24 protein-coding genes and 2 riboswitches are annotated in these 26,398 nt (G+C 73.2%); of the genes, 14 read left to right on the forward strand and 10 right to left on the reverse strand.

Translation table 11 applies throughout. The features are described 5' to 3' along the window. The first annotated feature begins 46 nt into the window (after positions 1 to 46). Positions 47 to 358, forward strand: a complete 312-nt coding sequence (locus RF640_RS08620) for an SDR family oxidoreductase (RefSeq protein ID WP_052132986.1) — start codon at positions 47 to 49, stop codon at positions 356 to 358. Between the two features lie 39 nt (positions 359 to 397). Here RF640_RS08620 and RF640_RS08625 read toward each other — a convergent pair whose 3' ends face one another. After that, positions 398 to 616 carry a hypothetical protein gene (locus tag RF640_RS08625; RefSeq protein WP_017833866.1) on the reverse strand — a complete coding sequence of 73 codons (219 nt, stop codon included), beginning with the start codon at positions 614 to 616 and terminating at the stop codon, positions 398 to 400. Positions 617 to 776: 160 nt separating this feature from the next. Between RF640_RS08625 and RF640_RS08630 the strand changes: the two genes are divergently transcribed. Next, entirely contained in the window at positions 777 to 1,907 is a 1,131-nt protein-coding gene (locus RF640_RS08630) for a Vms1/Ankzf1 family peptidyl-tRNA hydrolase (RefSeq protein WP_017833865.1), read from the forward strand. A gap of 93 nt (positions 1,908 to 2,000) precedes the next feature. Here RF640_RS08630 and RF640_RS08635 read toward each other — a convergent pair whose 3' ends face one another. From RF640_RS08635 to RF640_RS08645, 3 genes are all read right to left on the reverse strand, one after another. Next, positions 2,001 to 3,419, reverse strand: coding sequence for an LLM class flavin-dependent oxidoreductase (locus RF640_RS08635; protein ID WP_251355911.1), 1,419 nt, complete (start codon positions 3,417 to 3,419; stop codon positions 2,001 to 2,003). A gap of 78 nt (positions 3,420 to 3,497) precedes the next feature. Then, positions 3,498 to 3,612, reverse strand: a riboswitch (SAM riboswitch). 142 nt (positions 3,613 to 3,754) lie between these two features. Next, positions 3,755 to 4,219, reverse strand: a complete 465-nt coding sequence (locus tag RF640_RS08640; RefSeq protein ID WP_136341828.1) for a CoA-binding protein — start codon at positions 4,217 to 4,219, stop codon at positions 3,755 to 3,757. Between the two features lie 85 nt (positions 4,220 to 4,304). Beyond that, the gene (locus RF640_RS08645; protein WP_017833862.1) at positions 4,305 to 4,982 is read right to left on the reverse strand and encodes a maleylpyruvate isomerase N-terminal domain-containing protein; all 678 of its coding nucleotides are present in this window, start codon (positions 4,980 to 4,982) and stop codon (positions 4,305 to 4,307) included. 107 nt (positions 4,983 to 5,089) lie between these two features. Beyond that, positions 5,090 to 5,194, forward strand: a riboswitch (SAM riboswitch). A gap of 5 nt (positions 5,195 to 5,199) precedes the next feature. On the opposite strand from RF640_RS08645, the gene RF640_RS08650 reads away from it, so the two are divergent. From RF640_RS08650 to RF640_RS08685, 8 genes are all read left to right on the forward strand, one after another. Beyond that, complete coding sequence (locus tag RF640_RS08650) at positions 5,200 to 6,033, forward strand: ABC transporter ATP-binding protein (protein WP_017833861.1); 834 nt, start codon at positions 5,200 to 5,202, stop codon at positions 6,031 to 6,033. Between the two features lie 95 nt (positions 6,034 to 6,128). Then, positions 6,129 to 7,172, forward strand: coding sequence for an aliphatic sulfonate ABC transporter substrate-binding protein (locus tag RF640_RS08655; RefSeq protein ID WP_017833860.1), 1,044 nt, complete (start codon positions 6,129 to 6,131; stop codon positions 7,170 to 7,172). Then, the gene (locus RF640_RS08660; RefSeq protein WP_368827488.1) at positions 7,169 to 7,990 is read left to right on the forward strand and encodes an ABC transporter permease; all 822 of its coding nucleotides are present in this window, start codon (positions 7,169 to 7,171) and stop codon (positions 7,988 to 7,990) included. The genes RF640_RS08655 and RF640_RS08660 overlap by 4 nt, the downstream gene beginning before the upstream one ends. A 59-nt stretch (positions 7,991 to 8,049) precedes the next feature. Then, entirely contained in the window at positions 8,050 to 10,176 is a 2,127-nt protein-coding gene (locus RF640_RS08665; RefSeq protein WP_368827490.1) for an AMP-binding protein, read from the forward strand. Between the two features lie 207 nt (positions 10,177 to 10,383). Further along, positions 10,384 to 11,142, forward strand: coding sequence for a succinate dehydrogenase (locus RF640_RS08670; protein ID WP_241975613.1), 759 nt, complete (start codon positions 10,384 to 10,386; stop codon positions 11,140 to 11,142). A 5-nt stretch (positions 11,143 to 11,147) separates the two neighbouring features. Next, the gene (locus tag RF640_RS08675; protein ID WP_017833856.1) at positions 11,148 to 11,270 is read left to right on the forward strand and encodes a hypothetical protein; all 123 of its coding nucleotides are present in this window, start codon (positions 11,148 to 11,150) and stop codon (positions 11,268 to 11,270) included. Next, a complete protein-coding gene (locus RF640_RS08680; protein WP_017833855.1) occupies positions 11,267 to 11,989 on the forward strand; it encodes a 2Fe-2S iron-sulfur cluster-binding protein in 723 nt (240 codons plus the stop codon). Before RF640_RS08675 ends, RF640_RS08680 begins: the two co-directional genes overlap by 4 nt. Positions 11,990 to 12,068: 79 nt before the next feature. Beyond that, entirely contained in the window at positions 12,069 to 13,688 is a 1,620-nt protein-coding gene (locus RF640_RS08685) for an SLC13 family permease (protein WP_368827493.1), read from the forward strand. A 69-nt stretch (positions 13,689 to 13,757) separates the two neighbouring features. On the opposite strand, the gene RF640_RS08690 is transcribed toward RF640_RS08685, so the two are convergent. Continuing rightward, positions 13,758 to 14,825, reverse strand: a complete 1,068-nt coding sequence (locus RF640_RS08690; protein WP_368827495.1) for a tartrate dehydrogenase — start codon at positions 14,823 to 14,825, stop codon at positions 13,758 to 13,760. A 333-nt stretch (positions 14,826 to 15,158) separates the two neighbouring features. Between RF640_RS08690 and RF640_RS08695 the strand changes: the two genes are divergently transcribed. Next, entirely contained in the window at positions 15,159 to 16,571 is a 1,413-nt protein-coding gene (locus RF640_RS08695; RefSeq protein ID WP_136341138.1) for an O-acetylhomoserine aminocarboxypropyltransferase/cysteine synthase family protein, read from the forward strand. Next, entirely contained in the window at positions 16,568 to 17,062 is a 495-nt protein-coding gene (locus RF640_RS08700) for a CoA-binding protein (RefSeq protein WP_017833126.1), read from the forward strand. Before RF640_RS08695 ends, RF640_RS08700 begins: the two co-directional genes overlap by 4 nt. A gap of 66 nt (positions 17,063 to 17,128) precedes the next feature. Here the strand turns inward: RF640_RS08700 and RF640_RS08705 are convergent, their stop codons facing one another. The 3 genes from RF640_RS08705 to ilvD form a co-directional block, all read right to left on the reverse strand. Continuing rightward, complete coding sequence (locus RF640_RS08705; protein ID WP_017833125.1) at positions 17,129 to 17,650, reverse strand: OsmC family protein; 522 nt, start codon at positions 17,648 to 17,650, stop codon at positions 17,129 to 17,131. Between the two features lie 71 nt (positions 17,651 to 17,721). Beyond that, positions 17,722 to 19,206 (reverse strand): sodium:alanine symporter family protein, encoded by a 1,485-nt coding sequence (locus RF640_RS08710; RefSeq protein WP_017833124.1) that lies wholly within the window; start codon positions 19,204 to 19,206, stop codon positions 17,722 to 17,724. A gap of 157 nt (positions 19,207 to 19,363) precedes the next feature. Then, positions 19,364 to 21,196, reverse strand: a complete 1,833-nt coding sequence (gene ilvD, locus RF640_RS08715) for a dihydroxy-acid dehydratase (protein WP_035927896.1) — start codon at positions 21,194 to 21,196, stop codon at positions 19,364 to 19,366. A gap of 217 nt (positions 21,197 to 21,413) precedes the next feature. On the opposite strand from ilvD, the gene RF640_RS08720 reads away from it, so the two are divergent. Beyond that, a complete protein-coding gene (locus RF640_RS08720) occupies positions 21,414 to 22,940 on the forward strand; it encodes a gluconokinase (protein ID WP_368827498.1) in 1,527 nt (508 codons plus the stop codon). A gap of 212 nt (positions 22,941 to 23,152) precedes the next feature. After that, a complete protein-coding gene (locus RF640_RS08725; RefSeq protein ID WP_052132987.1) occupies positions 23,153 to 23,446 on the forward strand; it encodes a hypothetical protein in 294 nt (97 codons plus the stop codon). Between the two features lie 69 nt (positions 23,447 to 23,515). Here the strand turns inward: RF640_RS08725 and RF640_RS08730 are convergent, their stop codons facing one another. Both RF640_RS08730 and fahA read right to left on the reverse strand, forming a co-directional pair. Then, positions 23,516 to 24,883, reverse strand: coding sequence for a short-chain fatty acid transporter (locus tag RF640_RS08730; protein WP_035927904.1), 1,368 nt, complete (start codon positions 24,881 to 24,883; stop codon positions 23,516 to 23,518). A gap of 116 nt (positions 24,884 to 24,999) precedes the next feature. After that, complete coding sequence (gene fahA / locus RF640_RS08735; protein ID WP_017833119.1) at positions 25,000 to 26,220, reverse strand: fumarylacetoacetase; 1,221 nt, start codon at positions 26,218 to 26,220, stop codon at positions 25,000 to 25,002. Between the last annotated feature and the right edge of the window lie 178 nt (positions 26,221 to 26,398).

The following is a 26,398-nucleotide window of genomic DNA, read 5'->3' on the forward strand; positions in this document are numbered from 1 at the left end:
AAGTTTTTCCGGGCCCGTTCCGCACCACCATGAAGAGGGCGGCGCCGTGGCCCGCGCGGCGATCCCGCTGCTCCGGGCCTCCGGACGGGGAGCGATCGTCAACGTGGCCTCCGAGGCGGCCCTGCGCGGCTCCGCCGCGGGCGCGGCCTACACCGCCTCCGAGCACGCCGTGGCCGGGCTGACGAAGAGCACCGCCCTCACGCACGCCGCGGACGGCATCCGCACCAACGCGGTCGCCCCCGGTGCCACGGCCACGGCAGAGCAGGTCGCCGCCGTCATCGCCTTCCTCGCGAGCGACGACGCCTCCAACGTCAACGGCGTGATCATGCCCTCGGACGGCGGCTGGTCCGCGGTGTGACGCACCGCGCGGGGTCCTTGCCCCCGCGCGGTGCGCGGCTCACTCCTCCTCGAGCGTGGAGACCTCCTGCGGCTCGTCGAGGACGACCTCCTGGTCCTGCTCCACGAGGTCGTCGGGGTTCGCCTCGAGGGAGGACGCCTCCGAGCGGTCGGGCGCGTGCACCGGAGCCTCCTCGTCCTGGTCGTCGAGATCCTGCTGATCGGCGTCGATCGACTGCTCGAGCCGGTCGGCCTCGTCGTACTCGGGTACGTCGCTCATGACTGCCTCCTGCGTCGTGGGACCTGCGGGACCACCGGCCGTGGGGCCGGTCGTGTGCCTCCGACCCTACTCGTCGGGTCGTCTGTTCCCAGCCCCCTGGTGGTCGGATAACGTGGTCTGCACCACAGGAAGCACCGCTCAACAGCAGGAGTTGTCGATCATGACGAGCCGATTCCACCGCTACGCCGAACTGTTCAAGAGCAAGGGCCCCTGGTGCACCGTGTACACGGACATCAGCACCGGCACCGTCGACTCGCTGCACGCCATCGACGTGCTTCCGGAGAACATCTGCCGAGAGCTGGAGCGCCAGGGTGCGAGCAAGGCCGACCTCGCCGCGGTGGAGGCCGCCGTGCGCCCGGCCGAGGGCGTGCCGGACCCGGTGTGCCGGTACCTGCTGGTGCGCGGAGGCACCGTGGAGATCGACGAGGTCCTCCCCGGGCCCCGGGCCGGCAGCGGTGTCGTCCAGGTGGAGGACGTCCCCGATCTCACTCCCCTGTTCCGGCACCGCCCGGACGACTTCCCGTACGTGGTCGCCGAGGTGGGCCGGGACGGCGGCGAGATCTGCCTCCAGCACGCCAGCCGCGTCCGGGCCGCGGACGAGCAGCAGATCGAGGGCGAGACCGAGCACCTGAAGAAGTTCCCCGGGGGCGGCTGGTCGCAGGGGCGCTGGCAGCGGCACACGGAGGACGTGTGGCGGCGCAACACCGAGCAGGTGGCCGAGCAGATCGACAAGGTCGTGGCCGAGAGCGGGGCCCAGCTCGTCGTCCTGGCCGGGGACCTGCGGGCCCGGGGCCTGGTCGAGGAGCAGCTGTCCAAGGCGAGCCGGGGGATGCTGAGCGTCGTGGACGCCAACACCCGGGCGGAGGGCAGCAAGTCCGCCGACTTCGACCACCAGGTCGAGGAGCGCGTGGCGGAGGTCGTGGCGCACCGCCAGCAGGCGCTGCTCGAGCGGCTCGCCGAGCAGCAGGGACGCGCGGACCCCACCGCCGTCTCGGGGATGGCGCCCGTGGTCTCCGCCCTGCAGCAGGCCCAGGCGGAGACGCTGCTGATCGACGACACCCACCTGGACACGGAGCAGCAGCTCATCGCCCTGGACGCCGAGCCGTGGATCGCCCTGGAGGAGTCGGAGGCCGTGGGCGCCGGCGTGCTGGGCCGGGTCTCCGCCGACGCCGCGCTGGTGCGCGCCGCGGTGCTGACCGACGGCCGCCCCGTCTTCGTGCCGCCGGGGGCGCTGCCCCACGGCACGGACGTCGCGGCCCTGCTGCGCTGGAGCGCCGCACCGGCGTCCTGACCCGGCACGGACGAGGGGCCCCCGCACGCGGGGGCCCCTCGTCCGTGCCCTGCCCCGTGCTCTCGGCGGAGCCGCGGGGTCAGGGGACGGGGGTCAGAGGGCCAGCTGGCGGGCGGGGGTGTCCGCGGCGGAGGGCCTGCCCGCGTAGGCGCCCCGGAACGCGGCGGCGGGGTGGGTGCCGAGCACCTTGGTCTGCCCCTTGCCGTAGAGGTTCTCGCGCAGCGTGGTGCCCTCGTAGCCGGTGCGGTAGCGGCCGCGCTTCTGCAGCTCCGGCACGACCCACTCCACGAAGTCCTCGAACGAGCCCGGGGACACGTGGTAGGCGAGGTTGATGCCGTCCAGCCCGCCCTCGTCGATCCACCGCTCGAGCTCGTCGGCCACGGTCTGCGGGGACCCGACGATCGGCACGCCCATGCCGCCCATCGAGATGTGCTTGGCGACCTCCTTGATCGTCCACTTCTTGTGCGGGTCGGCCGTGGTGAAGGGGGTCAGGAAGGACTGGATCGAGTCGGTCTTGATGTACTCCAGGACGTCGTTCTCGTCGTAGCGGCCCAGGTCCAGCCCGGACCAGCCGCCCACGAGGCCCAGCGCGCCGTCGGTGTCCGCGTACCGCTCGTAGTCGCGGCGCTTCTGCTCGGCCTTCGCGTCGGTCTCGTCGACGATCACGTGCAGCATGGCGAAGATCTTGAGGTCGTCCCGGTCCCGCCCGCCGGCCTCCGCCTCGTCGCGCAGCTTGTCGGTCACCACCCGGGTCAGGTCCGGGCGGATGCCGCCCACGAACACCGCCTCCGCGTGGCGGCCGGCGAACGCCCGCCCGCGGGAGGAGGCCCCGGCCTGGAAGATCAGCGGCGTGCGCTGCGGGGACGGCTCGGTCAGCCCGATGCCGGGGACGTCGAAGTACCTGCCGTGGTGCTGGATCGGGTGGACGAGCGCCGGGTCGGCGAAGACCCCGTTGACCCGGTCGCGCCGGACCGCGCCGTCCTCCCAGGAGCCCTCCCAGAGCTTGTAGCAGACCTCCATGAACTCCTCGGCGATCTCGTAGCGCTCGTCGTGGGAGATCTGCTCCGTCAGCCCGTGGTTCTCGGCGGCCGACTTCAGGTAGGACGTCACCACGTTGAAGCCCATCCGGCCCTTCGTGAGGTGGTCGAGGGTCGCGAACTTCCGGGCGAGCGGGTACGGCTGCTCGTAGGTGATCGCGCTCGTCACGCCGAAGCCGAGGTGCTTCGTCACGGCCGCCATCGCGGAGATCTGCATGAAGGGGTCGTTGACCGGGATCTGGGTGGCGTCCCGGATCACCGGGGCCGCGGAGTTCTGGTAGACGTCGTAGTACCCGACGACGTCCGCGAGGAACAGCGCGTCGAAGAGCCCCTTCTCCAGGACCTGGGCGACGTCCGTCCAGTACTCGATCGTGTTGTACTCGTCCGCCCGGGAGCGGGGGTGCTTCCACAGACCGGGGGCCTGGTGGCCCACGCAGGTCATGTCGAAGGCGTTCAGGGCGATGCGCTTGCTCATGGGGTGTTCCTCCCGGGTCGATGCCGACCCGCGCCCGTGCGTCGTGGAGACCTGCCCGCGGGTCCGACGCACTGGTGGGCGCCGTACTTGCCGCGGAGCACGTGCACCGCGGCCCGATGTTCATCTGGGGCACCCCGCTACGGGAGAGGGTTGCCGCCCGACCAGCCAGAGCTTCGTGTCGGGACTCGTCATCGTCGTCGGGGGACAGCTTAGCGGGTGGCCCCTGACCGGGTGCAACCCCTGTGCGGTCCCGCCGCACGGGGACGGTCCCGGCCCGCATCGGGCCTGCGCCCACCCGGTTCGGGCGGCTCCGCCGGGTCGCTCAGCCGGGTCGTTCAGCCGGGCGGGGCGAGCGGCGGGGTCCGGCCCGGGTCCAGGGTCCAGCCCCGCCGGAGCAGGGACCGGAGCTCGATCAGGGGGCAGGTGTCCATGACCACGTCGAGGCCGGCCCGCTCCGCCCGGGCGGCGGCGTCCTCGTCGACGACGCCCAGCTGCAGCCACACCGCGGCGGCGCCCACGGCGATGGCCTGGTCCACCACCGCGCCGACGCGGCGGGAGTTCACGAAGCAGTCCACCACGTCGATCGGCCCCGGGACCTCGGCGAGCGTGCGGTGGCCGGGCTCGCCGTGCACCGGCTCGCCCTTCGGGTTGACCGGGACGATCGTCATGCCGAGGTCGTCCCGGATCCGCTTCGCCACCGAGTGCGCCGGACGGGCCGTGTTGCCGGTCAACCCCACCACGGCCCACCGGCCGGGCCGTGCCATGAGGCGGTCGATGACGGCGGGGTCGTTGCGGCTCATGCCCCCAGCCTGGCACGGAACCCGTTCCCCCTCCTTCTTCCTCCGCGGGATTGCACGTGTCGGCGACCTCGCGGAGGGGGGAGGGTCAGGAGAAGAGCGGCAGGAGGTCCGCGTGCGCGCCCAGCTCCGCACGCTCCTGGGCGGTCAGCTCCGCCCGGCCGGTGCCCACGCGGGCGAAGTGCTCGTCGCTCCAGTGCTCGAGCGGTTCCCGCTCCCACAGGTCGGTGAGGACCCGGCGGACCTCGGCGAGCCCGTCCACGGCGGGACCCGGGGAGCCGTCCAGGTGCTGGATCAGGTCCAGGTGGTGGACCGTGGCCTCCACCGCGAGGGTGCTCAGCAGGTCCTCGACGCGCAGCACGTGCCCCTGGGTGCGGACCGCGCCGTCGCCGCAGTGCTGCGCGGCGTGCACGAGCGCCCGGGTGGTCTCGCGGTGGAGGGCGCGCACCGGCTCCCAGTCCAGGACCATGGACGCGGCCACGCGGGTGTGGCGCCGGGCCTCGGCGGCCCCCGCGGGATCGCCGCCCCAGTCGGTCCAGTAGGTCGCGGCGTCCCGGTCGGGGCGGGCGGTGGTGGGCGTGTGCAGCGCGACCAGCCCCCGCAGGGCGTCCATCGCGCAGTGGTGGGTGAGGTCCCGGACCGACCACCCCGGGCAGCCAGTGGCGGCCCAGGAGTCGTCGTCGCCGAGCCCGTCGAGGACCGCGCCGAACGCCGCGCAGGCGTCGCGCACCAGGTCCGCCCGGGCCGGGCTTCTGCGGCTCGTCATGGGTCCATGGTGGGGCACGGAGGGCTCCCGTGCCAGCGATGTGTCGCGATCACCACGGATGCGACGGATTTGCCAGGGAACACGCCGAGGACGTTCAATTGGTGGTGTAACCATCCGGAGCGGCTGAGAGACCTGGCTCGTCGACGTCGCAGCAACCGGCACGGATCCGTCTGATCCTCCGTGCGAGGTGCTAATGCCAGGACCGATGGAGTTGATCATGAGCACTTCCCTGCTGGGCTCTGCGCCGGCCACCGCACCGGGCACCGCGAAGCGCGCCTTCTCCGTGGCCTTCGAGCACGTCGGCAAGGCCTTCCCGTCCGGCCGCGAGACCCACCACGTCCTGCAGGACGTCGACGTCACGGCCCGGCCCGGCGAGGTCCTGGCGGTCCTGGGGCCCTCGGGGTGCGGCAAGTCCACGCTGCTGCGGGCCGCCGCGGGGCTCGACACCGCCTCGGCCGGACGGGTGCTCATCGACGGCACCCCCGTGTCCGGCATCGACCCGCGCTGCGCGGTCGCCTTCCAGGAGCCCCGCCTGCTGCCGTGGCGCTCGGTGCGCGAGAACGTCCGCCTGGGCCTGCCCCGCGGACTCCCCCGGGACGAGGGGGACGCCGTGATCGACGACCTGCTGCGCCTGGTGGGGCTCACCGCGCACGCCGGCCACCGTCCCCGCGCGGTCTCCGGCGGCATGGCCCAGCGCGCGTCCCTGGCCCGGGCCCTGGCCCGCAATCCCGGGGTCCTGCTGCTCGACGAGCCCTTCGGCGCGCTCGACGCCCTGACCCGCCTGAAGATGCAGGACCTGCTGCTCACGATCCACGCGGCCCAGCCCACCACCGTCCTGCTCGTCACCCACGACGTCGACGAGGCGCTGCAGCTCGCGGACCGGATCGTGGTCCTGGGCCGGACCGGGCCCACCGCCCCGGCCTCGATCAGCACGATCCTCGCCGTCCCCGGCGAGCGCCCCCGGGACCGGGCCTCCGAGGTCCTCGCCGAGCTGCGCGTGCAGCTCCTCGGCCACCTCGGCGTCGACACCCACCACCCCGCGACCCGCTGACGCGGCCCGCCCCCACCCCGACTCCCCTCCCCGGACCAGCGGCGGCACCCGCCCGCGCCGCCCGGCACCGTCCGTCCCCCACGAAAGGCTCCGCCATGCCCCTGCCCCAGCGCTCCGTCCGCACCGTCCCCGCACTCGCCGCCGTCCTGGCCCTCGGCCTGACCGGGTGCATGGCCGGTGAGGGCTCCGGTGAGCCGCCCGCGGAGGCCGCCGGGGACGGCACCGTCCGCGTGGACTGGGCCACCTACAACCCGCTCTCCGTGGTGATCAAGGAGAAGGGCTGGCTCGAGACCGCGTTCGCCGAGGAGGGCATCGAGGTGGAGTGGGTGCAGTCCGCCGGGTCGAACAAGGCCAACGAGGCGCTGCGTGCGGAGGCGGTGGACATCGGCTCCACCGCGGGCTCCGCGGCGCTGCTGGCCCGCAGCAACGGCACCCCGATCCGGGTGATCGACCTCTACTCGCAGCCGGAGTGGTCCGCCCTGGTCACCACCGCCGGCAGCGAGGTGCAGGAGGTCGCGGACCTCGAGGGCCGCACCGTGGCCGCGACCAAGGGCACCGACCCGTACTTCTTCCTGCTCCAGGCCCTCGACGAGGCCGGGGTGGACGCCGGGGACGTCACGATCCAGAACCTGCAGCACGCCGACGGCCGCGCCGCCCTGGAGAACGGCCAGGTGGACGCCTGGTCCGGGCTCGACCCGATCATGGCCGCCGCGGAGGAGAACGGCGCGGAGCTGTTCTACCGCAACGTCGACTTCAACACCTACGGCTTCCTCAACGCCCACGAGAGCTTCCTCGAGGAGCAGCCCGAGGCCGCCCAGACCGTGGTGGACGTCTACGCCTACGCCCGGCAGTGGGCGCAGGAGAACACGGAGGAGACCGCGCAGCTGCTCGCCGAGGCGGCCGGGATCGAGCTGTCCGTGGCCGAGAAGGTGCTCGAGCGCACCAACCTGGACATCGACCACGTGCCGGGCGACGAGCAGCTGGCGGTCCTCGAGAAGGTCGGGCCGATCTTCGTGGAGTCCGACGACGTGGCCGGCCAGGAGCAGATCGACGAGGCGCTCGGGAGCATCGTGGAGAGCTCCTACGCCGAGAACGCCGACGCCTCCCGCGCGGCCGAGCTGGTCGGGGCCGGGCAGTGACGCAGCCCCTGGCCCCCGCCGAGGAGGCGCAGCGTCTCGAGGACGCCCCCGCCGCGGCCCCCCGGCGGCGGCCGCTGCTGCGCACCGGGCTGGGCCTGCTGCTGCCCGCCGCGCTGCTGCTGCTGTGGCACGTGCTGTCCACCGCCGGGATCTTCAGCGCCGTGCAGCTGCCGGCCCCGCTCGCGGTGCTCGAGGCCGGGATCGGCCTGCTGGCCGGCGGGGACCTGTGGACCCACGTGGGCATCTCGACCCAGCGCGTGCTGATCGGCTTCCTGATCGGCGCCGGGCTCGGCCTCGTGGCCGGGTCCTTCATCGGTCTCTCCCGCTGGGGCTCCACGCTGGTGGGCCCCACGATCGGGGCGTTCCGCGCGGTGCCGTCCCTGGCGTGGGTGCCGCTGCTGCTGCTGTGGATCGGTCTCGGCGAGGACTCCAAGGTCACGCTGGTGGCCATCGGCGCGTTCTTCCCGGTCTACACCACCGTCTCCGCGGCCCTGCAGCACGTGGACCGCAATCTCATCGAGGCGGCGCGGGCGTTCGGGCTGCACGGGCTGCGCCTGCTCACCGCGGTGCAGCTGCCGGCCGTCATGCCGTCGGTCATCTCGGGGCTGCGCCTGGCCCTGGCCCAGGCGTGGCTGTTCCTCGTGGCCGCCGAGCTGCTGGGCGCCTCCATGGGCCTGGGCTGGCTGCTCACCGACTCGCAGAACAACGGCCGCACCGACCGCCTGCTCCTCGCCATCGTGCTGCTCGCGGTGCTCGGCAAGGCGACGGACGCGCTGCTGGGGGTCTTCGAGAAGTGGGCCGCCAAGAAATGGGCCTGACACGTGCGCCTGGCACAGTGGAACCGTCGTCCGTGCCGGCCGGAAAGGACAGCAGCACCGTGAGCTTCAGCTGGAGCGACCCCTCCTCCCCCACCCCCAATCCCGCCCTGGTCTCGGACGAGGCCCGGATCGCCTTCTGGGAGGCGCAGGCGTCGCGCCTCGACTGGGCGCGGCCGTGGACCACCGCGCACCGCTTCGAGGCCCCGCGGCGGCTCGGGACGGACGAGCAGGGCGGCCCCACCTGGTCGGTCCCGGAGATCGCGTGGTTCGAGGGCGGCAGGCTCAACGTGGCCCACAACTGCGTGGACCGCCACGTCGAGGCCGGCCGCGGCGCCCACGTGGCCCTGTACTTCGAGGGGGAGCCCGGGGACCGGCTGGTCTACACCTACGCCGACCTGCAGCGGGAGGTCTCCCGCGCCGCCAACGCCCTGCTCGCCCTGGGCGTGGAGCAGGGCGACCGGGTGGTGATCTACCTCCCCGTCATCCCGGAGACCGTCATCATCACGCTGGCCTGCGCCCGCATCGGCGCGGTGCACTCCCTGGTCTTCGGCGGGTTCTCCGCCGAGGCGCTGCGCTTCCGCGTCGAGGACACCGGCGCCAAGGTCCTCGTGACCACGGACGGGCAGCACCGGCGCGGCGCCGTGGTGCCTGTGAAGGCCGTGGCCGACGAGGCCTGCAGCGGTGACAACGCGGTCGAGCACGTCGTCGTCGTGCGCCGCACCTCCCGGCCCGGGCGCACGGACCTGCCGCGGGGCACCCGGGGGACGCACTCCAAGGAGGAGGACGCGGTCCCGTGGACGCGCGGGCGGGACGTGTGGTGGCACGAGCTGGTCGCCGAGCAGTCCGACGTGCACGTGCCCGAGGCGTTCGACGCCGAGACGCCGCTGTTCATCATCTACACCTCCGGGACCACCGGACGGCCCAAGGGCCTGGTGCACACGATGGGCGGCTATCTCGTGCAGACCGCCTACACCCACGCGCTGCTGTTCGACCTGCTGCCGGACGTCGAGGACGAGGACGGCGCACTGCGCCCGGACGAGCTGGCCACCGTCAACGACCCCGCGAAGGTGGACTCGACGGTCCACTGGTGCACCGCGGACCTCGCGTGGGTCACCGCGCACACCTACGAGATCTACGGGCCGCTGGTCAACGGCGTGTCCGAGGTGATCTACGAGGGCACCCCGAACACCCCGCACTGGGGCCGGCACTTCGAGGTGGTCGAGCGCTACGGGGTCACCGCCTACTACACGGCGCCCACGCTGATCCGCTCCCTGATGGGCGCGTTCCCCAAGGGCGTCCCGCCGCTCTACAACCTCAACTCGATCCGGCTGCTCGGCTCCGTGGGCGAGTCGATCAACCCCGAGGCCTGGCGCTGGCTGCGCGCGCAGCTGGGCAGGGACGAGGTGCCGTTCGTGGACACGTGGTGGCAGTCCGAGACCGGCGCCACCGTGATGTCCCCAAGGCCGCACGACCCCCAGTTCGCGCCCCCGGGGACGTTCGACGACGGAGCCCCGCGCACCGCGCTCAAGCCCGGCTGCGCGACCCGGGCGGTCCCGGGGATCTCCACCCGCGTGGTCGACGAGGCCGGGGAGACGGTCCCGCCCGGGGTGCAGGGCTTCGTGGTGGTGGACCGGACCGGCCCCTCGATGGCCCGTACCGTGTGGGGCGACCCGCAGCGCTACCTCTCCTCCTACTGGCAGGCCTACGCCGAGCAGGGCTGGTTCCTCGCCGGGGACGGCGCCCGCTACGACGAGGAGGGGGACATCTACATCCTGGGGCGGGTCGACGACGTCATCAACGTCTCCGGGCACCGGCTGTCCACCATCGAGATCGAGTCGGCGCTCGTCACCCACCCGTGGGTGGTGGAGGCCGGTGCCGCGCCGGTGCGCGACGAGCTGACCGGGCACGCGGTGCTCGCCTACGTGGTGCTGACCCCCGAGGCCGCCCGGGTCCCGACGGAGGAGCTGACCGCGGCCCTGCGCGAGCACGTGGCGCACGAGATCGGGCCGATCGCCAAGCCGCGGGCGGTCGTGGCGGTCCCGGACCTGCCGAAGACCCGGTCCGGGAAGATCACCCGGCGGCTGCTCGCGCAGCTGTGGGAGGGCGCCCCGCTCGGTGACCGGTCCTCGCTGCAGAACGAGGAGTCCCTCGAGCGCATCGCCGACGTCCTGGCCGCACGGCGCTAGCCCCCGCCGCGAGGGGTCGCTTCCGGCGCTCCTCCGGCCGCGGGGGGTCGCATTCGGTCGGAATGAGCTGCTCGCACCGGCGGAAAACGACCCCTCGCGCCGCCACGGAGGCGGGAAACGACCCCTCGGCGCGGCTCCGTGACGGTCCGCGACCCCCTCCGCAAGGACGTTGAGACTTGTGACGTCTCAGCCCGCACCGCCCCTAGGATGAATGCCGTGAACGACTCCCCCCGCCCCGCAGGCACGGCCCGCTCCGCGCCGGACGGGCTGCTGCCCGCCCTGCCGAACACCGACCTCAAGCTCGCGATGGCCGCCTCCGGCGCCCTGTTCTCGGGCTACGTGCTGGTGCACATGCTGGGGAACCTGAAGGTCTACCAGGGCGCGCAGAAGTTCGACGCCTACGCCGAGCTCCTCCGCACGGCGGGCGCCCCCGTGCTGCCGCGCGGCACGGTGCTCTGGGCGGCCCGCGGCGTGCTCGCCGCCGGCCTCGTGGTCCACACGGGCGCCGCCGCGGTGCTCACCGCGCGGTCCTGGGCGGCGAACGGGACGCTGCTGCCGCGCACCGGCCGGCGTCCGCGGGGCCGTCGTCGCTCCCCGTGGACGGTGGCGAAGCGCTCGATGCGCAGCACGGGCGGCGTGCTCGGGCTGTTCACCCTCTTCCACGTGCTCGACCTGACCCTGGGCGCCCGGCCCGCCGCGGCCCGGGGCTTCGAGCACGGCAGCGCCCACGCCAACCTCGTGGCCAGCCTCTCCCGCCCGCCGGTGGCCGCCGCCTACGCCCTGTCCATGGCGGCACTGGCCGCCCACCTGGTGCACGGCATCCCGGAGATTGCCAATGACGTGGGCGTGGGCGGTGACCGGCGCTTCCAGCGGCGGCTGCGGATCGCCGCGAACGCGTTCGGCGCCGCGGTGGCCGCCGGCAACACCACGATCCCGGTGGCCGTGCTGACCCGCGCGGTGCGCTGAGCCCCGTGGCCGCCCTTCCCCGCCTGCGGGACGACCTCCCGCGGGACGCCCTGCTGCGGGACGACGTCCTGCAGGACGACCTTCTTCGAGACGACTTTCTTCGAGACGACAAGGACCCGAGCGAGTGAGCACCTTCTCCCTGACCGTGGACGTGTGGCGCCAGCCCTCCCCGGAGGAGCCCGGGGACTTCACGGCCTACGACGTCCCGGACGCGAGCCCGGACATGACCGTGCTCGAGCTGCTCGACCGGATCAACGCGCAGCTGGAGGCCGCCGGCGAGGACCCGGTGGTCTTCGACGACGGGTGCCGCGAAGGGGTCTGCGGCAAGTGCGGGGTGACGGTCGACGGCGTGGCGCACGGCCCCGAGCGCAACGCCGCGAGCTGCATGCAGCACCTGGGGGCCTACCGGGACGGGGACCGCGTGCGCATCGAGCCGCTGCGGGCGGCGTCCTTCCCGGTCAAGCGGGACCTCTCCGTGGACAAGAAGGCGCTGCGCCTCGTGGCGAAGGCGGGCAAGTTCCCGGTGGCGATGAAGGCCCTGGCCAACGGCGGCTGCATCAGCTGCGGGGCGTGCGTGGCGTCCTGCCCCAACGGGTCCGGCCAGCTGTTCGTGGGCACGATGCTGCGGGAGCTGCCGCCGCTGGCCAAGGACGACGCCGAGCGCCGGGAGCGTTCCGCCCGGGTGATCGACGCCTCCGAGGAGCAGTTCGGGCCCTGCTCCCTGCTCGGCGACTGCGTGGAGGTCTGCCCGGCAGGGCTGCCGATCGAGAACCTCTCCGCGGTGGCGCAGGAGAACCTGCGCAACCGTTTCCCGCGCCGGAGCAGGGACGCCCCGGACCCCGGATGACCCGGCGCGGCGCGCCTTGCCGCCCGGTGACGTGACTGCTACCTTTCGGGCACGCCCCCGAGACCATGAGGTGGATCACATGAGCGAGCGCCCCGGAAAGATCGTCCCCGAACAGGGCGAGTTCGACTACGAGCCCGACGACCGCGAACCTGCCCGCCCGGCGGCGAAGACCTGGCTCTTCCGCGGCCTCGGCCTGCTGCTGGCCTTCCTGGTCTGGTTCCTGCTCGGCGGCGCGGACGTCTCGGCCGACGCCCGGGTGGTGGGTGCGGTCGCCACGCTGATGGCGGTCTGGTGGATGACCGAGGCGGTGCCGCTGTCCATCACCTCGCTGCTGCCCATCGTGCTCTTCCCGGTGCTCACGGCGCTCACCGTGGCCGAGACGACCGCACCCTACGCCAACCCGATCGTGTTCCTGTTCCTCGGCGGCTTCCTGATCGCGATCGCCATGCAGAAGTGGAACCTGCACCGCCGGATCGCGCTGCTGACCCTGCGCCGGGTGGGCACCCACCCGCGGCAGATCATCCTCGGCCTGATGATCTCCACGGCCTTCCTCTCCATGTGGGTCTCCAACACCGCGACCACGCTGATGATGCTGCCGATCGGGCTGTCCGTGCTGACCCTGGTGGTCGAGAACAGCCGCAACGCCGGCACCCGGGCCGAGACCGAGGCCATGGGCGAGGACATCCGCGGCGGCAAGGCCATCAGCGACGTCATCGACGATCGCGACGTGCGCCTGTTCGGCGTGGCCCTGGTCCTGGCGATCGCCTGGGCCGCCACCATCGGCGGCCTCGGCACCCTGCTGGGGTCCCCGCCCAACGCCATCGTGGCCGGCTACATCAGCGACGAGCTGGACCGGACCGTGGGCTTCGCGCAGTGGATGATGCTCGGCGTGCCGATCGTGGTGGTCTTCATCGGTCTCGCCTGGCTGCTCATCACCCGCGTCATCTTCCGCTTCAACCTGGCGGAGGTGCCCGGCGGCAAGGAGCTGATCAACGAGGAGATCGCCGCCCTGGGGCCCATGAGCAAGGGCGAGAGGACCGTCCTCGTCGTGTTCGTCATCGCCGCGTTCTTCTGGATCGTCCCGGGGCTGCTGTCCGGCATCGGCACCATCGGCGAGCAGCTGCCCTGGCTGGACCTCTTCGACGACACGGTGGTCGCCATCGGCGCCGGCGTGCTGCTCTTCCTGCTCCCCGGGGACAAGCAGGGCAACATGACCCTGGAGTGGAAGGACGCCGAGGAGGGCCTCCCGTGGGGCGTGCTCCTGCTCTTCGGCGGCGGCCTGTCGCTCGCCGCGGCCGTGGCCGGCACGGGCCTGGACGCCTGGTTCGGCGCGCAGGTCTCCGGGCTCGGCGCGCTGCCGATCGTCCTGCTGCTCGCGGCGGTGGTCACGATCGTCCTGCTCCTGACCGAGATCACGTCCAACACCGCCACGGCGGCCACGTTCATCCCGATCCTGGGCGGCGTCGCCGTCGGCATCGGGGTGGACCCCATGACGCTGCTCATCCCGGCGGCGCTGGCGGCCACGTGCGCGTTCATGCTCCCCGTGGGCACCCCGCCCAACGCCATCGTCTTCGCCACCGGCCAGGTCAAGATCGCCGAGATGGTGCGCGGCGGCATCGTCCTCAACATCGTGGGCGTCATCCTGATCACGATCTTCACCGTGCTCATCGGGCCCTTCGCCCTGGGCCTGGTGATCTAGCCCGTCCTCGTCCCGGTACAGGGGGGCCCGTGGTGTCCACGGGCCCCCCTGGTCGTGCCACCTCCTGCGTCAGGGGGCGTCGGTGCACCGGGCCAGCACGGCCTGCGTGAACTGCTCCGTGCTCGCCGTCCCGCCGAGGTCCCTGGTCAGGGTGCCGCCGGCCATGGTCTGCTCGAAGGCGGACTCCAGGTGCCGGGCCGCCCCGGTCTCCCCGAGGTGGTCCAGCATCATGGCGGCCGCCCACATCGTGCCCACGGGGTTGGCGATGCCCTGTCCGGCGATGTCGGGGGCGGAGCCGTGCACCGGCTCGAACATGGACGGGTGGGTCTTCTCCGGGTTCAGGTTCGCGCTGGGGGCGACACCGATCGAGCCGGCCGCCCCGGCGGCGAGGTCGGAGAGGATGTCGCCGAAGAGGTTGGAGGCGACGATCACGTCGACGCTCCGCGGCTTGAGGACCATCCGGGCGGCCAGCGCGTCGATGAGGACCTTCTCGACCGTCACGCCCGGGTACTCGGCGACCGTGGCCTCCACGACCTCGTCCCAGAACGGCATGGTGTGGATGATGCCGTTGGACTTCGTGGCCGAGACCAGCCGGCCCGTGCGGCGCTGGGCCAGCTCGGCGGCGTAGCGGGCGATCCGGGTGACGCCGGCGCGGGTGAACACGGACTCCTGGACGGCCATCTCCTCGGGCCGGCCGCGGTAGAGCCGGCCGCCGACCTCGGAGTACTCGCCCTCGATGTTCTCGCGGACGACGACGAGGTCCAGCTCGTCGAGCCCGCGCAGGGGCGAGGTCACGCCCGGGAGGATCCGGATCGGCCGGAGGTTGACGTACTGGTGGAACTCGCGGCGGATGGGGATCAGCAGGCCCCACAGGGTGACGTCGTCGGGGATGTCCGGGGCGCCCACCGCCCCGAGCAGGACGCCGTCGCCGGAGGCGAGCTGCTCGATGCCGTCGACGGGCATCATCCGGGAGTGGGCCCGGTAGTGGTCGGAGCCCCACCCCCGCTCGCGCCAGTCGACGGTGAAGCCGTGCGCCTGCGCCAGCGCGTCGACGCAGCGCAGCGCGGACGGCATGACCTCCTGGCCGATGCCGTCACCGGCGATCACGTCGATGGTGTAGTGCCGTGTCCTCGTCACCAGGTCCTCCGCAGCGTCGTGGGCGCGGGAAAGGCGGGCGCCTTCCGCGCATGGCGCAGATCATAGCGCTCCGGCCGGCCCGCCCGGGGTGCGGGCGGCGCCGCCCCGGGCCGGCGGTTGGCGCGGGGCGGCCCCGGGCAGCACAATGGGAGGCAGCCATCCCGAGCGGCCGAGGGACCTGGACCGACGACGCCGCAGCAACCGTGGTCGACGTCGCAGACCGCACGGTGCTACCGCCAGGACCGATGGGGCACCGCACCCCCGGCACCCCCGCCGGGACCCTCCTGACGCCCGGGACCGTCCAGCGGCACCACTCGCACGAGGAGCTTCCCCATGGCCGACCACCAGTTCGGGTTCCGCACCCGCGCCCTGCACGCCGGGGGCACCCCCGACGCCGAGCACGGCGCCCGTGCGGTCCCGATCTACCAGACCACCTCGTTCGTCTTCAAGGACGCCGACGACGCCGCCAACCTGTTCGCCCTGCAGAAGTACGGCAACATCTACTCCCGCATCGGCAACCCGACCGTCGCGGCGTTCGAGGAGCGCGTCGCGTCCCTCGAGGGCGGCATCGGCGCCGTGGCCACCGCCTCCGGCATGTCCGCCGAGTTCCTCGTGTTCGCCGCGCTCGCCCAGGCCGGGGACCACATCGTGGCCTCCGCCCAGCTCTACGGGGGCACGGTCACCCAGCTGGACGTCACCCTGCGCCGCTTCGGGATCGAGACCACGTTCGTCCCCGGCACCGACCCCGCCGACTACCGGGCGGCGGTGCGCCCGGGCACCAAGGCCGTCTACACGGAGGTCGTTGCCAACCCCTCCGGCGACGTCGCGGACCTGGAGGGCCTGGCGGCGGTCGCGCACGAGGCCGGCGTGCCGCTGGTCGTCGACTCGACCATGACCCCGCCGTACCTGGTCCGTCCGATCGAGCACGGGGCGGACATCGTCATCCACTCGGCCACCAAGTTCCTGGGCGGGCACGGCACCACGCTGGGCGGCGTCGTCGTCGAGTCCGGCCGCTTCGACTGGGCGAACGGCAACTTTCCGTCCATGACGGAGCCGGTGCCCACGTACAACGACGTCACCTGGTGGGGGAACTTCGGGGAGTACGGATTCCTGACCCGGCTGCGCACCGAGCAGCTGCGGGACATCGGCCCCGCCCTGGCGCCCCAGTCCGCCTGGAACCTGCTCCAGGGCGTGGAGACGCTGCCGCAGCGCATGGACGCGCACCTGGCCAACGCGCGGGCCGTCGCGCGGTGGCTGGAGGAGGACCCCCGGGTCTCCTACGTCAACTGGGCCGGGCTGCCGAGCCACCCCCATCACGAGCGGGCCCGGCGGTACCTGCCCCTCGGCCCGGGCTCCGTGTTCGCGTTCGGGGTCTCCCCCACGGAGCGGCTCGGAGGGCGGGAGGTCGGGGCGCGCTTCATCGAGAACCTGCAGCTGGCCAGCCACCTCGCCAACATCGGGGACGCCCGCACCCTCGTCCTGCACCCCGCCTCCACCACGCACCAACAGCTGAGCGCCGAGCAGCTGGTCGGCGCGGGGGTGCGGGAGGACCTCATCCGCCTGTCGGTGGGCCTCGAGGACGTCGAGGACATCCTCTGGGACCTCGACCAGGCCCTCACGGCGGCCACCGGCCTGCCCCGGGAGACCCCCGGCCGCGCGGCCGGCGCCCCGGCCGGCGCCACCGCCGACGACACCGCTGCTGCCGACGCCGACGCCGACGTCACGACCGAAGGAGCGCTCCGATGACCGCCGAGACCCGCACGTGGACTGGGCCGAGCGCGCCCGAGCGGCTGAGCATCCTGCACGGCACCGAGTCGATCGCCGTCGTGGGCGCGTCCGACAAGCCGTCCCGCGCCTCCTACTTCGTCTCGACCTACCTGCTGTCCTCCTCGCCGTACCGGGTGTACTTCGTCAACCCGGCGCTGCGGGAGATCATGGGCCGGCCCGTCTACCCGTCCCTCGCGGACCTGCCGGAGACGCCCGACGTCGTCGACGCGTTCCGGCGCCACGACGACCTCCCCGGCGTGGCCCACGAGGCCGTGGCCGTCGGGGCGCGGACCCTGTGGCTGCAGCTGGGGTCCTGGCACGAGGAGGCCGCCCGGATCGCCGAGGAGGGCGGGCTCTCCGTGGTCATGGACCGCTGCCTGAAGATCGAGCACGCCCGCTTCCACGGCGGGCTCCACCTGGCCGGCTTCAACACCGGGGTCATCTCGTCGAAGCGCCAGGTCCTGTCCTGAACGCGGAACGGCTCCGTGCGCCCTGGGGCGCACGGAGCCGTTCCGCGTCCGGCGAGGATGCGGCCGCTACACGCGCTCGACGACGAACGCCACGTCCGTGTTCAGGCTCTGGCTGACCACGCAGTACCGCTCGGTCGACTTGGCCAGCCGCTGGAGAGTGGCGTCGTCGGCGTCGGTGTCGAGGCGGACAGTGAGGACGACGTCCTGGACCCCCACGGCCACGGACCGGTCCAGGCCCAGCGTCCCGCGGGCGTCGAACATGCCCTCCGCGCGGAGCTCGGCCGACCGGATCGGCACGCCCATGGCCGTCGCCACGCTGCGCAGGGTCACGCCCGCGCAGGCCGCGAGCGCGTCGAGGAGCATGTCCCCGGAGCAGGCGTCGCTGCCGTCACCGCCGGTGGCGGCGTGCAGGCCGGCCCGCACCGGCCCGGCCCACGAGTCGACGGTGGTCGTGAGCCCGGTGTCGCGGAAGTCGCCGCGGGCGTGCAGGGGTGTGCGGGCCTCCTCGGGGTGCTCCCGGTAGCGTTCCTTGAGGGGGGCCTGCAGCTGCCGCAGGGCCGAGGCGTCGATGTCCGTACGAGATTCCATGACCTCACTGTAGAGGGGCCGGGGCGGGGGCCGCCACGCGGTCCCGGCCCCGGCCTGCTGCTCCGTGCCCGTCAGCGGGTCCTCGTGGGCTTCTGCGCCAGCTCGTCCCAGTAGCCGCGGGTGGTCACCACGTCGGTGCCGTCCCACGCGCCGAGCCCGGACAGGCCCGGGACGTCGCCGCTGTGGAAGATCGGCTCGAGGCCCTGCTTGCGCTGGGCCTCGTAGTTCCGGAGCACCCGGACGGCCACGCCGGCGAGCAGCACCAGGGCCACCAGGTTGATGGTGGCCATGACCGCCATGAACAGGTCGGCCAGGGACCAGACGAGGTCCAGGGCCAGCACGGCGCCGCCGAAGACGAACACCAGCACGAGCACGCGGTAGGCGGTCATCGCCGCGGGCGAGCCCGTGAGGAAGCGGACGTTGGACTCGCCGTAGTAGTAGTTGCCGATCACGGAGGTGAACGCGAACAGGAAGATCGCCACGGTCAGGAAGTGCACCGCCCAGTTGCCCAGCTGCAGGGCCAGCGCGGACTGGGTCAGGGACGCGCCCTCCCGGCCGCCGAACTCGGGGTTGGAGAGGAGCACGATGAACGCGGTGATCGAGCAGATCAGCCAGGTGTCGAAGTACACGCCGAGCGCCTGCAGGAAGCCCTGCTTCGCCGGGTGGGACACGGACGCGGTGGCGCCGGCGTTGGGGGCCGACCCCATGCCGGCCTCGTTGGAGAACAGGCCGCGCTTCATGCCCTGGATGATGACGCCGATCAGCCCGCCGGTGACGAACTCGCGGATGCCGAAGGCCCCCTCGAGGATCTGGCCGAGCACGGCGGGGACCTCGCCGAGGTTCAGGAAGACCACGAGCAGGCCCAGCAGGAGGTAGAGCACCGCCATGATCGGGACGACGATCTCGGAGACCGCGGAGATCCGGCGGATGCCGCCGAAGATGATCGCGGCGGTCAGCCCCACGAGCACGGCGCCGACCAGGATCCGGAACCACAGGGCCTCCGCCGCCGCGATGTCCACGCCCAGGGAGCCGCCGAGCGCGTCCACGATCGAGTTGGACTGCACGGAGTTGAACACGAACCCGTAGGTAAAGGTGATGACGACCGCGAAGAGCAGCCCCATCCAGCGGGCGCCGAGGCCGCGCTCCATGTAGTAGGCGGGCCCGCCCACGTAGCCGGTGGGCGCCTTGATCTTGTAGAGCTGGCCCAGCAGGGACTCCGTGAACGCGCTGGCCGCGCCGATGCCGGCGATCACCCACATCCAGAACACGGCGCCCGGCCCGCCCAGGCTGATGGCGATCGCGACGCCGGCGATGTTGCCGGTGCCCACCCGGGACGCGGCGGAGACGGTGAAGGCCCGGAACGCGGAGATGCCCTTCTGGCCGTCCTCGGCCAGACCGGGCTTGTCGTTGAGCACCCGGAACATCTCCGGGACCAGCCGCAGCTGCACGACGCCGGTGCGGACGGTCAGGTAGAGGCCCACCCCGATGAGGATGGCGAAGACCACGTTCCACACCCAGCCGCCGAGGGTGCCCACGAGATCGGTGACGAGTTCCATTGCAGCTCCGAACTGTGACGGACGCGGGTCCCCGGCGTGGGGTCTGCGGGGCCCGCGTGAAAGACCGGGCGCAGCGGTTGCGCGCCCCGACGGAACTCTAGTGGAAGTGACCCGCGTCTCGGTGCCCCGCGGGCCCCGGGATCGCGGCCGGAGGGGGTCAGATCACGCGCACGGCGCCCTTGTCCGCGGAGGTGACCATCGAGGCGTAGGCGCGCAGGGCCTTGGAGACCTGGCGCTCGCGCGGCTTCGTGGGGTACCACGGGGCCGGCCCCCTGGCCTGCCGCCGGGCGGCCAGCGTCGCGTCGTCCACGTTCACGCGCAGCACGCGCCGGGCGACGTCGATCTCGATCTCGTCGCCGGTCTCGATGAGGCCCACGGCGCCGCCGGCGGCGGCCTCCGGGGAGATGTGCCCGATCGAGAGGCCGGAGGTGCCGCCGGAGAAGCGGCCGTCGGTGATGAGCGCGCACTCCCGGCCGAGGCCGAGGCCCTTGAGGTAGGAGGTCGGGTAGAGCATCTCCTGCATGCCCGGACCGCCCTTGGGGCCCTCGTGGGTGATGACCACGATGTCGCCGGGCTCCACGTTCTTGGACAGGATCTCGAAGACGGCCTCGTCCTGGGACTCGACCACGAAGGCCCTCCCCACGAAGTGGAACAGCTCCTCGTCGATGCCGGCGGTCTTGATGACCGCCCCGTCCTCGGCGATGTTGCCGTAGAGGATCGCCAGGCCGCCGTCCCGTGTGTAGGCGTGCTCCACCGAGCGGATGCAGCCGTCCTCGCCGTCGAGGTCGAGGGACTCGAACGTGTTGGCCGTGGAGAACGCCTGCGTGGTGCGCACGCCGCCGGGCGCGGCGTGGAAGAGCGCCCGGGCGCGCTCCGAGGACCGGCCGCTGCGGACGTCCCACTCGTCCAGCCAGGTGGCCAGGTCCGGGGCGTGCACCGCGTGCACGTCCTCGTTGAGCAGGCCCGCGCGGCGCAGCTCGCCGAGGAGCGCGGGGATCCCGCCGGCGCGGTGCACGTGCTCGATGTGGAACCGGGTGGAGTTCGGCGCGACCTTGCACAGGCAGGGCACCCGGCGGGACAGGGCGTCGATGTCCGGGAGGGTGAAGTCGACCTCGCCCTCCTGGGCCGCGGCGAGGATGTGCAGGATCGTGTTGGTGGACCCGCCCATGGCGATGTCCAGGGCCATGGCGTTCTCGAACGCGGCCTTGGTGGCGATGTTGCGCGGGAGCACGGACTCGTCGTCCTGCTCGTAGTACCGGCAGCACAGGTCCACCACCCGGCGGCCGGCCTCGAGGAAGAGCTCCTTGCGGGCCACCTGGGTGGCCAGCGTGGTGCCGTTGCCGGGCAGGGACAGGCCGAGGGCCTCGGTGAGGCAGTTCATGGAGTTGGCGGTGAACATGCCCGAGCAGGACCCGCAGGTGGGGCAGGCGTTGCGCTCGATCTGGCCCAGCTGCTCGTCGGTGACGGACTCGTCGACGGCCATGGACATCGCGTCCACGAGGTCCAGACGGTGCTCCACGACGCCCTCGACGGCCTCGCCGGACTCCATGGGCCCGCCGGAGACGAAGACCACCGGGATGTTCAGCCGCAGCGCGGCCAGCAGCATGCCCGGCGTGATCTTGTCGCAGTTGGAGATGCAGACCAGGGCGTCGGCCCGGTGGGCGTTGACCATGTACTCCACGGAGTCCGCGATGATGTCGCGGGAGGGCAGGGAGTAGAGCATCCCGTCGTGGCCCATCGCGATGCCGTCGTCGACCGCGATGGTGTTGAACTCCTTGGCCACGCCCCCCGCCTCCCGGATCGCGGAGGCCACGAGGTCGCCCATGTCCTTGAGGTGCACGTGGCCCGGCACGAACTGCGTGTAGGAGTTCGCGATCGCGACGATCGGCTTCCCGAAGTCGTCGTCGCCCATGCCGGTGGCGCGCCACAGGGCGCGGGCGCCGGCCATGTTGCGGCCGTGGGTCGAGGTGCGGGAGCGGAGGTGGGGCATGGCGGAGCTGGGTCTCCTCGGTCGGGGATGTCCGGTGGCGGGGCGGGCGGCGCACGGGCCGTGGGGCACCCGGGCCGGCCGCCGGCGGTCCGCCGTCCAGAATACGCTTTTCGACCGCAACGTCCTGGTGGGCGGACTCGCGTCTCACGATGTGACCGTCGCTCCGCGCCGCCTCCTACACTGGGGCCAGCCGCGCAGCCCCCAGGAGGAGCCGACCATGAGCCACCACCCGACGCCCCCACGGCCGGACGACGGCGCCGCGTTCAGCGTGGACCTGCGCGAGGCCCTCGATCCCCTGGTGATGGCCCTGGACGTCGGCTCCACGGGCAGCCGGGGCGGTCTGCACGACGCCACGGGGACCCCCGTGCGGGGCTACCGGCACAAGATCGAGCACGAGTTCACCACCGCGGCGGACGGGACCTCCGTGATCGACCCCGACCAGGTGACGGAGGAGCTCGCGGCGGTCCTCGACCTCGTCCTGGCCGACCCCGCACTGGCCGGCCGGGTCGCGGGCGTCGCCCTGGACACCTTCGCGTCCTCACTGGTCGGCGTCGGGACCGACGGCGCCGCGGTCACCACGTGCTTCACCTACGCCGACTCCCGGTGCGCCGAGCAGCTGGCCGGGCTGCGCGGCGAGCTCGACGAGCCCGCCGCCCTGCAGCGCACGGGCGCCCGCCTGCACACCTCGTACCTGGCCCCGCGGCTGCGGTGGCTCCGGGAGACGGACCCGGAGGCGTGGGAGCGGGCCCGGCGGTGGATGTCCCTGGGCGAGTACGTGCACCTGCGCCTGCTGGGCACCGCGCGCGCCGGGACCGCCACGGCCGCGTGGACCGGGATGCTGGACCGCCGCACGGGCCGGTGGGACGAGCCCCTGCTCCTGGCCTGCGGGCTGGACGCGGAGCAGTTCAACCCGCTCGCCGACCCGCACGAGCCGATCCCGGACGTCGCCGCGTCCGTGGCCGAGCGCTGGCCGGTCCTCGAGGGCGCGGCGTGGTTCGCGCCGGTGGCCGACGGGCTGAGCGCGAACCTCGGCACGGGCGGCACCGACGCCTCGACGATGGTCGTCTCCACCGCCACCTCGGGGGCCGCGCGCGTGCTGCTGCACCGGATCCCCGAGCGGGTGCCGCCGGGGCTGTGGTGCTACCGCGTGGACGGGGCACGGTGCCTGCTGGGCGGCGCCCTCAACGACGTCGGCCGGGCGCTCGCCTGGCTCGAGCGCACGGTGACCCTGCCGGAGAGCACCACGCTCGCGGACGTCGCCGCCGCGGACGTGTCCGGAACCACCCCCGTGGTCCTGCCGTTCTTCACGGGCGAGCGCTCGACGGGCTGGGCCGGCGGCGCCCGGGCGGTGTTCGCCGGCGTCTCGGCCTCCAGCACCGGGGCCGACCTGGCCCGCGGGGTGCTCGAGGGCGTCGCGGTCTCGTACGCCCGGGTGGCCGAGCAGCTCGAGGACGCCGCCGGCGGCGTGGACCGCGTGGTGGCCTCCGGCAGCGCGTCGCAGGACGTGCCGGAGCTGCTGCAGCTGCTCGCCGACGCCCTCGGCAAGCCGGTGGCGCGGGCCGAGTTCAAGCGGGCGACCCTGCGCGGCACCGCCCTGCTCGCCCTCGAGAGCCTCGCCCCGGACGTGGAGCGGGCCTCCCCGCCCTGCGGGCCGGAGCACCGGCCGGTGCCCGGACGCGCGGAGCACTACCGCACCGCGCGCGCCCGCTTCGAGGAGCTCTACGGGGCGGTCGTCGGCTCCTGACCCGGCCGGGCGGCTCGGCGTCGCCTGGGTGCCGACCGGGTGTTCCCTCACACTCGGACACAATGGTGTACCTCCGCTAATACCGTGGTCCCGGCACGGCCGCTTTCCTACCGTGGAGCCTGTGGGTGCGGGTGCGCGCTTCCTCCGGAGTTCGAGCACCCTGCTTCCGCACCCCCTACCCCCGCACCCCGCACCGCACGGAAGGAACCACGATGGAGGACTCCCTGGGCCGGGAACAGGCCGTCGGACTGCACCAGGCGCTCGAGCGGGCGTCGATCGGGCACCGCCGGCTCTGGGTCCGCTACCTGTACCTGGGCGGGACGGCCGACGAGCTCGAGGTCAGCGCGTACCTGCACCAGTGCCTGGACCTGCCGGTCCGCGAGCGGGACCTGCTGAGCTGGGCGGCCAACACCCTCCTCGACCGCCGGTACCACCCGCGCGTGCCCTCGAGCGCCGACTTCCTGCGCCACGGCACCGGCCGCGGCGCCCCGGAGCGCACCGCCTGAGCACACGCTCCCCGGCCGCCGCGGCACGGATCCAGCGGCACGGAGCCGGCGGCGCGGGCCGAGGCCCGTTCAGCCCGCGCCGACGAGCAGCAGGGTCGCCCCGAACACCAGGCCCGAGACCACGAGCACCACGGTGGTGTAGCCCAGGATGTCGCGGATCTTGAGCCCGGCGATGGCCAGCAGCGGCAGCGCCCAGAACGGCTGGATCATGTTGGTCCACTGGTCGCCGTAGGAGATCGCCATGATCACCACGGCCGGGTCCACGTCGAGGCGGGCGCCGGCGTCCAGCAGGATCGGGGCCTGCACGGCCACCTGCCCGCCGCCGGAGGGGACGAAGAAGTTCACGAGCCCCGCCGAGAGGAAGGCGAGCAGCCCCAGCGTCTGGGGCGTGGCGACGGCCACGACCGAGTCGGAGAGCACCTGGATCAGGCCGGTCGCCGCCATCATTCCCATGATCCCGGCGTAGAGCGGGAACTGCAGGAGGATGTCGCCCACGTTCGCGGCGGCGTTCTTGATCAGCGCCATGACCTCGAAGGCGTTGCGCGCGAGCAGGAAGATCAGGCCCAGGAACATCCAGTTCACGACGTCGAGCGTCACCGTCCCGCCCTCGGCGAAGTGCAGCACCAGGTAGCCGGCGAGCGCCAGTCCCACGACCAGGGTGGGGACGCGGCTGGCGTCGAGCCGGTCGGCGGGGGTGACGACCTCCTCCTCGGTGACCGTCTGCTCCGAGGCGGCGAGGGCGGCTGCGGTCATCCGGTGGGCGGGGTCCACGGCCCGGGGCGCGATGAGCCACAGGGCCAGCGCGACGAGGACCACGGTGGCGACGACGGCGGTGAGGTTCCAGGCGGAGAACGTGGTCTCGGTGATGGGCACGGTGCGTCCGAGCTGCTCCTCGATGAAGGAGCCGGGGGTGGCCGCGGTGAGCGGCCCGGACCCGGAGTAGCCCATGTGCCAGACCACGAACCCGGAGAACCCGGAGGCCACGAGCATCGGGAAGCTCAGCTCCAGGCCGCGTCGGTCCCCCGCGGCGGCGACGTCGCGGGCGAGCAGGGCGCCGACGACGAGGCCGAGCCCCCACGTGATGAGGGAGGCGACCGCCGCCACCAGGAACACGAACACGTACGCCTGGAGGGGCGTCCGGGGCACCTGCGCCAGGGCGCCGAGCAGCCGGCGCACGGGACGGGTGTTGGCGAGGGCGTGGCCCAGCAGCAGGATCAGCGCCATCTGCGTCATGAACGCGAGCAGCCCGGCGAGCCCCTCGCCCCAGCCGCGCAGCACGTCGGCGGGTCCGGCGTCGGTGAGCAGCAGGGCCATGAGCCCGACGGCGACGCTCAGCAGGATGGCGAAGTTGAGCGCGGACGGGATGTACTTCTCGACGACCGAGTTGACGGGCCGCATCGCCCGGGCGATCGCGGGTTCACGGGTGCCGGTGCTCATGGCGGGGACTCCTGCTGTCGGCGGGCGCTCGGGCGGCCACGCCCTCCCCCGCCGGTCGCGGCGCGGCGGGGTCGGCGGGGGTGATCGTGGTCACCGGCGGGGGACGGGACCAGTATTCAGGTGGCGGGCAGGATCGTGGCGGTGCACTCGCCGAGGTCGATGACGGAGCCGCCGGGGCCGGGCGCGGTGCCGGTGAGGGTCACGCTCTGGCCGTCGGCCAGGAACGTCATCTCGGTGCCCCCGGGCAGGGCGAACGGCTCCTTGCCGCCCCAGGAGAGCTCCAGGAAGGACCCGCGCTGGTCCTTCTCCGGCCCGGAGACGGTGCCGGAGCCGAAGAAGTCCCCCGGGCGCAGGGACGCGCCGTTGACGCTCATGTGCGCGACCATCTGGGGTGCGGTCCAGTACAGGGTGGACGCCGGGGGGTGCGAGACGGTCCGGCCGTCCACGCTCACGCCCAGGGTGATGTCCAGCCCCCACGGCTCCTTGCCCTCGTCGTCGAGGTAGGGGGCGAGCTCGTGCTCGCGCGCCGGGGGCGCCACGCGGGCCGCGGACAGGGCCTGCCAGGGCACGACCCACAGCGAGATCGAGGACGCGAAGGACTTGCCCAGGTAGGGGCCCAGGGGGACGTACTCGTAGGCCTGGATGTCGCGGGCGGACCAGTCGTTGAACAGCACCACGCCGAAGAGGTGCTCGGCGGCCGCCTGCTCGAGGGAGACCTCCCCGGCCGGGGCCGCCCCGCCGAGGACGAAGCCGAGCTCCGCCTCGATGTCCAGGCGGCGGGAAGGGCCGAAGCTGGGCGGCCCGTCCTGCTCGGGGCGCAGGCCCTTGGGCCGGGGGAAGTCCTTGCCGGAGGGGATCACGGTGCCGGCGCGGCCGTGGTAGCCCACGGGCAGGTGCTTCCAGTTGGGCAGCAGCGGGGCCTGGTCCGGACGGAACATCTTCCCCACGTTGGAGGCGTGGTGCTCGGAGGCGTAGTAGTCGACGTAGTCGGCCACCGTGAACGGCATGTGCAGGGTGATCCCGTCCACCGGGTGGGAGGCCTGCTCCACCGTGTCCGCGAGCCCGTCGGCGGTCACGACCTCCACCAGCCAGGCCCGCAGCGCGGTCCAGGTCCCGTGGCCGGCCGCGAGCAGCGCGTCCAGGTTCGGGGCCGACACCGCCGTGCGCGCGGCGTCGTCGAGCCCCTCCACCGTGGCGGCCAGGGCGGCGACGTCGATCGCCCGGTCCCCCAGGCGCACCCCCAGGCGCGGGTCCCCGCCGGTGGGCGAGAAGGAGGCGTAGGGCAGGTTCTCGGGGCCGAAGCCCTCGGCGGCGAAACGGTCGGCGGCGGTGCTCACGGGGTGGATCTCCTTGGACGTGGGGGGACGGTGGCGACGGCGGCGCCCTCCCGCCCCGGTGGTCCCGGGGGGGGGGGGGGGGGGGGGGGCCGGGTCAGGGGGGGCCGGGGGGGGAGGGGGCGGGGGGGCTGGGGCTCGCGGGGGGGTCCGCCACGGCTCCCGGCCCCGAGGAGGGGAA

The sequence above is a fragment of the Kocuria sp. CPCC 205231 genome (assembly GCF_040980965.1).
Lineage (GTDB): Bacteria > Actinomycetota > Actinomycetes > Actinomycetales > Micrococcaceae > Kocuria > Kocuria rosea.

Coding starts and splice junctions, on each gene's coding strand:
- RF640_RS08710 (WP_017833124.1), bottom strand. CDS start 19,206: ATGGAACTCGTCACCGATCTCGTGGGCACCCTCGGCGGCTGGGTGTGG.
- ilvD (WP_035927896.1), bottom strand. CDS start 21,196: ATGCCCCACCTCCGCTCCCGCACCTCGACCCACGGCCGCAACATGGCC.
- RF640_RS08670 (WP_241975613.1), top strand. CDS start 10,384: ATGAATGCCGTGAACGACTCCCCCCGCCCCGCAGGCACGGCCCGCTCC.
- RF640_RS08705 (WP_017833125.1), bottom strand. CDS start 17,650: ATGGAATCTCGTACGGACATCGACGCCTCGGCCCTGCGGCAGCTGCAG.
- RF640_RS08695 (WP_136341138.1), top strand. CDS start 15,159: ATGGCCGACCACCAGTTCGGGTTCCGCACCCGCGCCCTGCACGCCGGG.
- RF640_RS08645 (WP_017833862.1), bottom strand. CDS start 4,982: ATGACGAGCCGCAGAAGCCCGGCCCGGGCGGACCTGGTGCGCGACGCC.
- RF640_RS08630 (WP_017833865.1), top strand. CDS start 777: ATGACGAGCCGATTCCACCGCTACGCCGAACTGTTCAAGAGCAAGGGC.
- RF640_RS08640 (WP_136341828.1), bottom strand. CDS start 4,219: ATGAGCCGCAACGACCCCGCCGTCATCGACCGCCTCATGGCACGGCCC.
- RF640_RS08635 (WP_251355911.1), bottom strand. CDS start 3,419: ATGAGCAAGCGCATCGCCCTGAACGCCTTCGACATGACCTGCGTGGGC.
- RF640_RS08655 (WP_017833860.1), top strand. CDS start 6,129: ATGCCCCTGCCCCAGCGCTCCGTCCGCACCGTCCCCGCACTCGCCGCC.
- RF640_RS08725 (WP_052132987.1), top strand. CDS start 23,153: ATGGAGGACTCCCTGGGCCGGGAACAGGCCGTCGGACTGCACCAGGCG.
- RF640_RS08625 (WP_017833866.1), bottom strand. CDS start 616: ATGAGCGACGTACCCGAGTACGACGAGGCCGACCGGCTCGAGCAGTCG.
- RF640_RS08720 (WP_368827498.1), top strand. CDS start 21,414: ATGAGCCACCACCCGACGCCCCCACGGCCGGACGACGGCGCCGCGTTC.
- RF640_RS08730 (WP_035927904.1), bottom strand. CDS start 24,883: ATGAGCACCGGCACCCGTGAACCCGCGATCGCCCGGGCGATGCGGCCC.
- RF640_RS08685 (WP_368827493.1), top strand. CDS start 12,069: ATGAGCGAGCGCCCCGGAAAGATCGTCCCCGAACAGGGCGAGTTCGAC.
- RF640_RS08650 (WP_017833861.1), top strand. CDS start 5,200: ATGAGCACTTCCCTGCTGGGCTCTGCGCCGGCCACCGCACCGGGCACC.
- RF640_RS08700 (WP_017833126.1), top strand. CDS start 16,568: ATGACCGCCGAGACCCGCACGTGGACTGGGCCGAGCGCGCCCGAGCGG.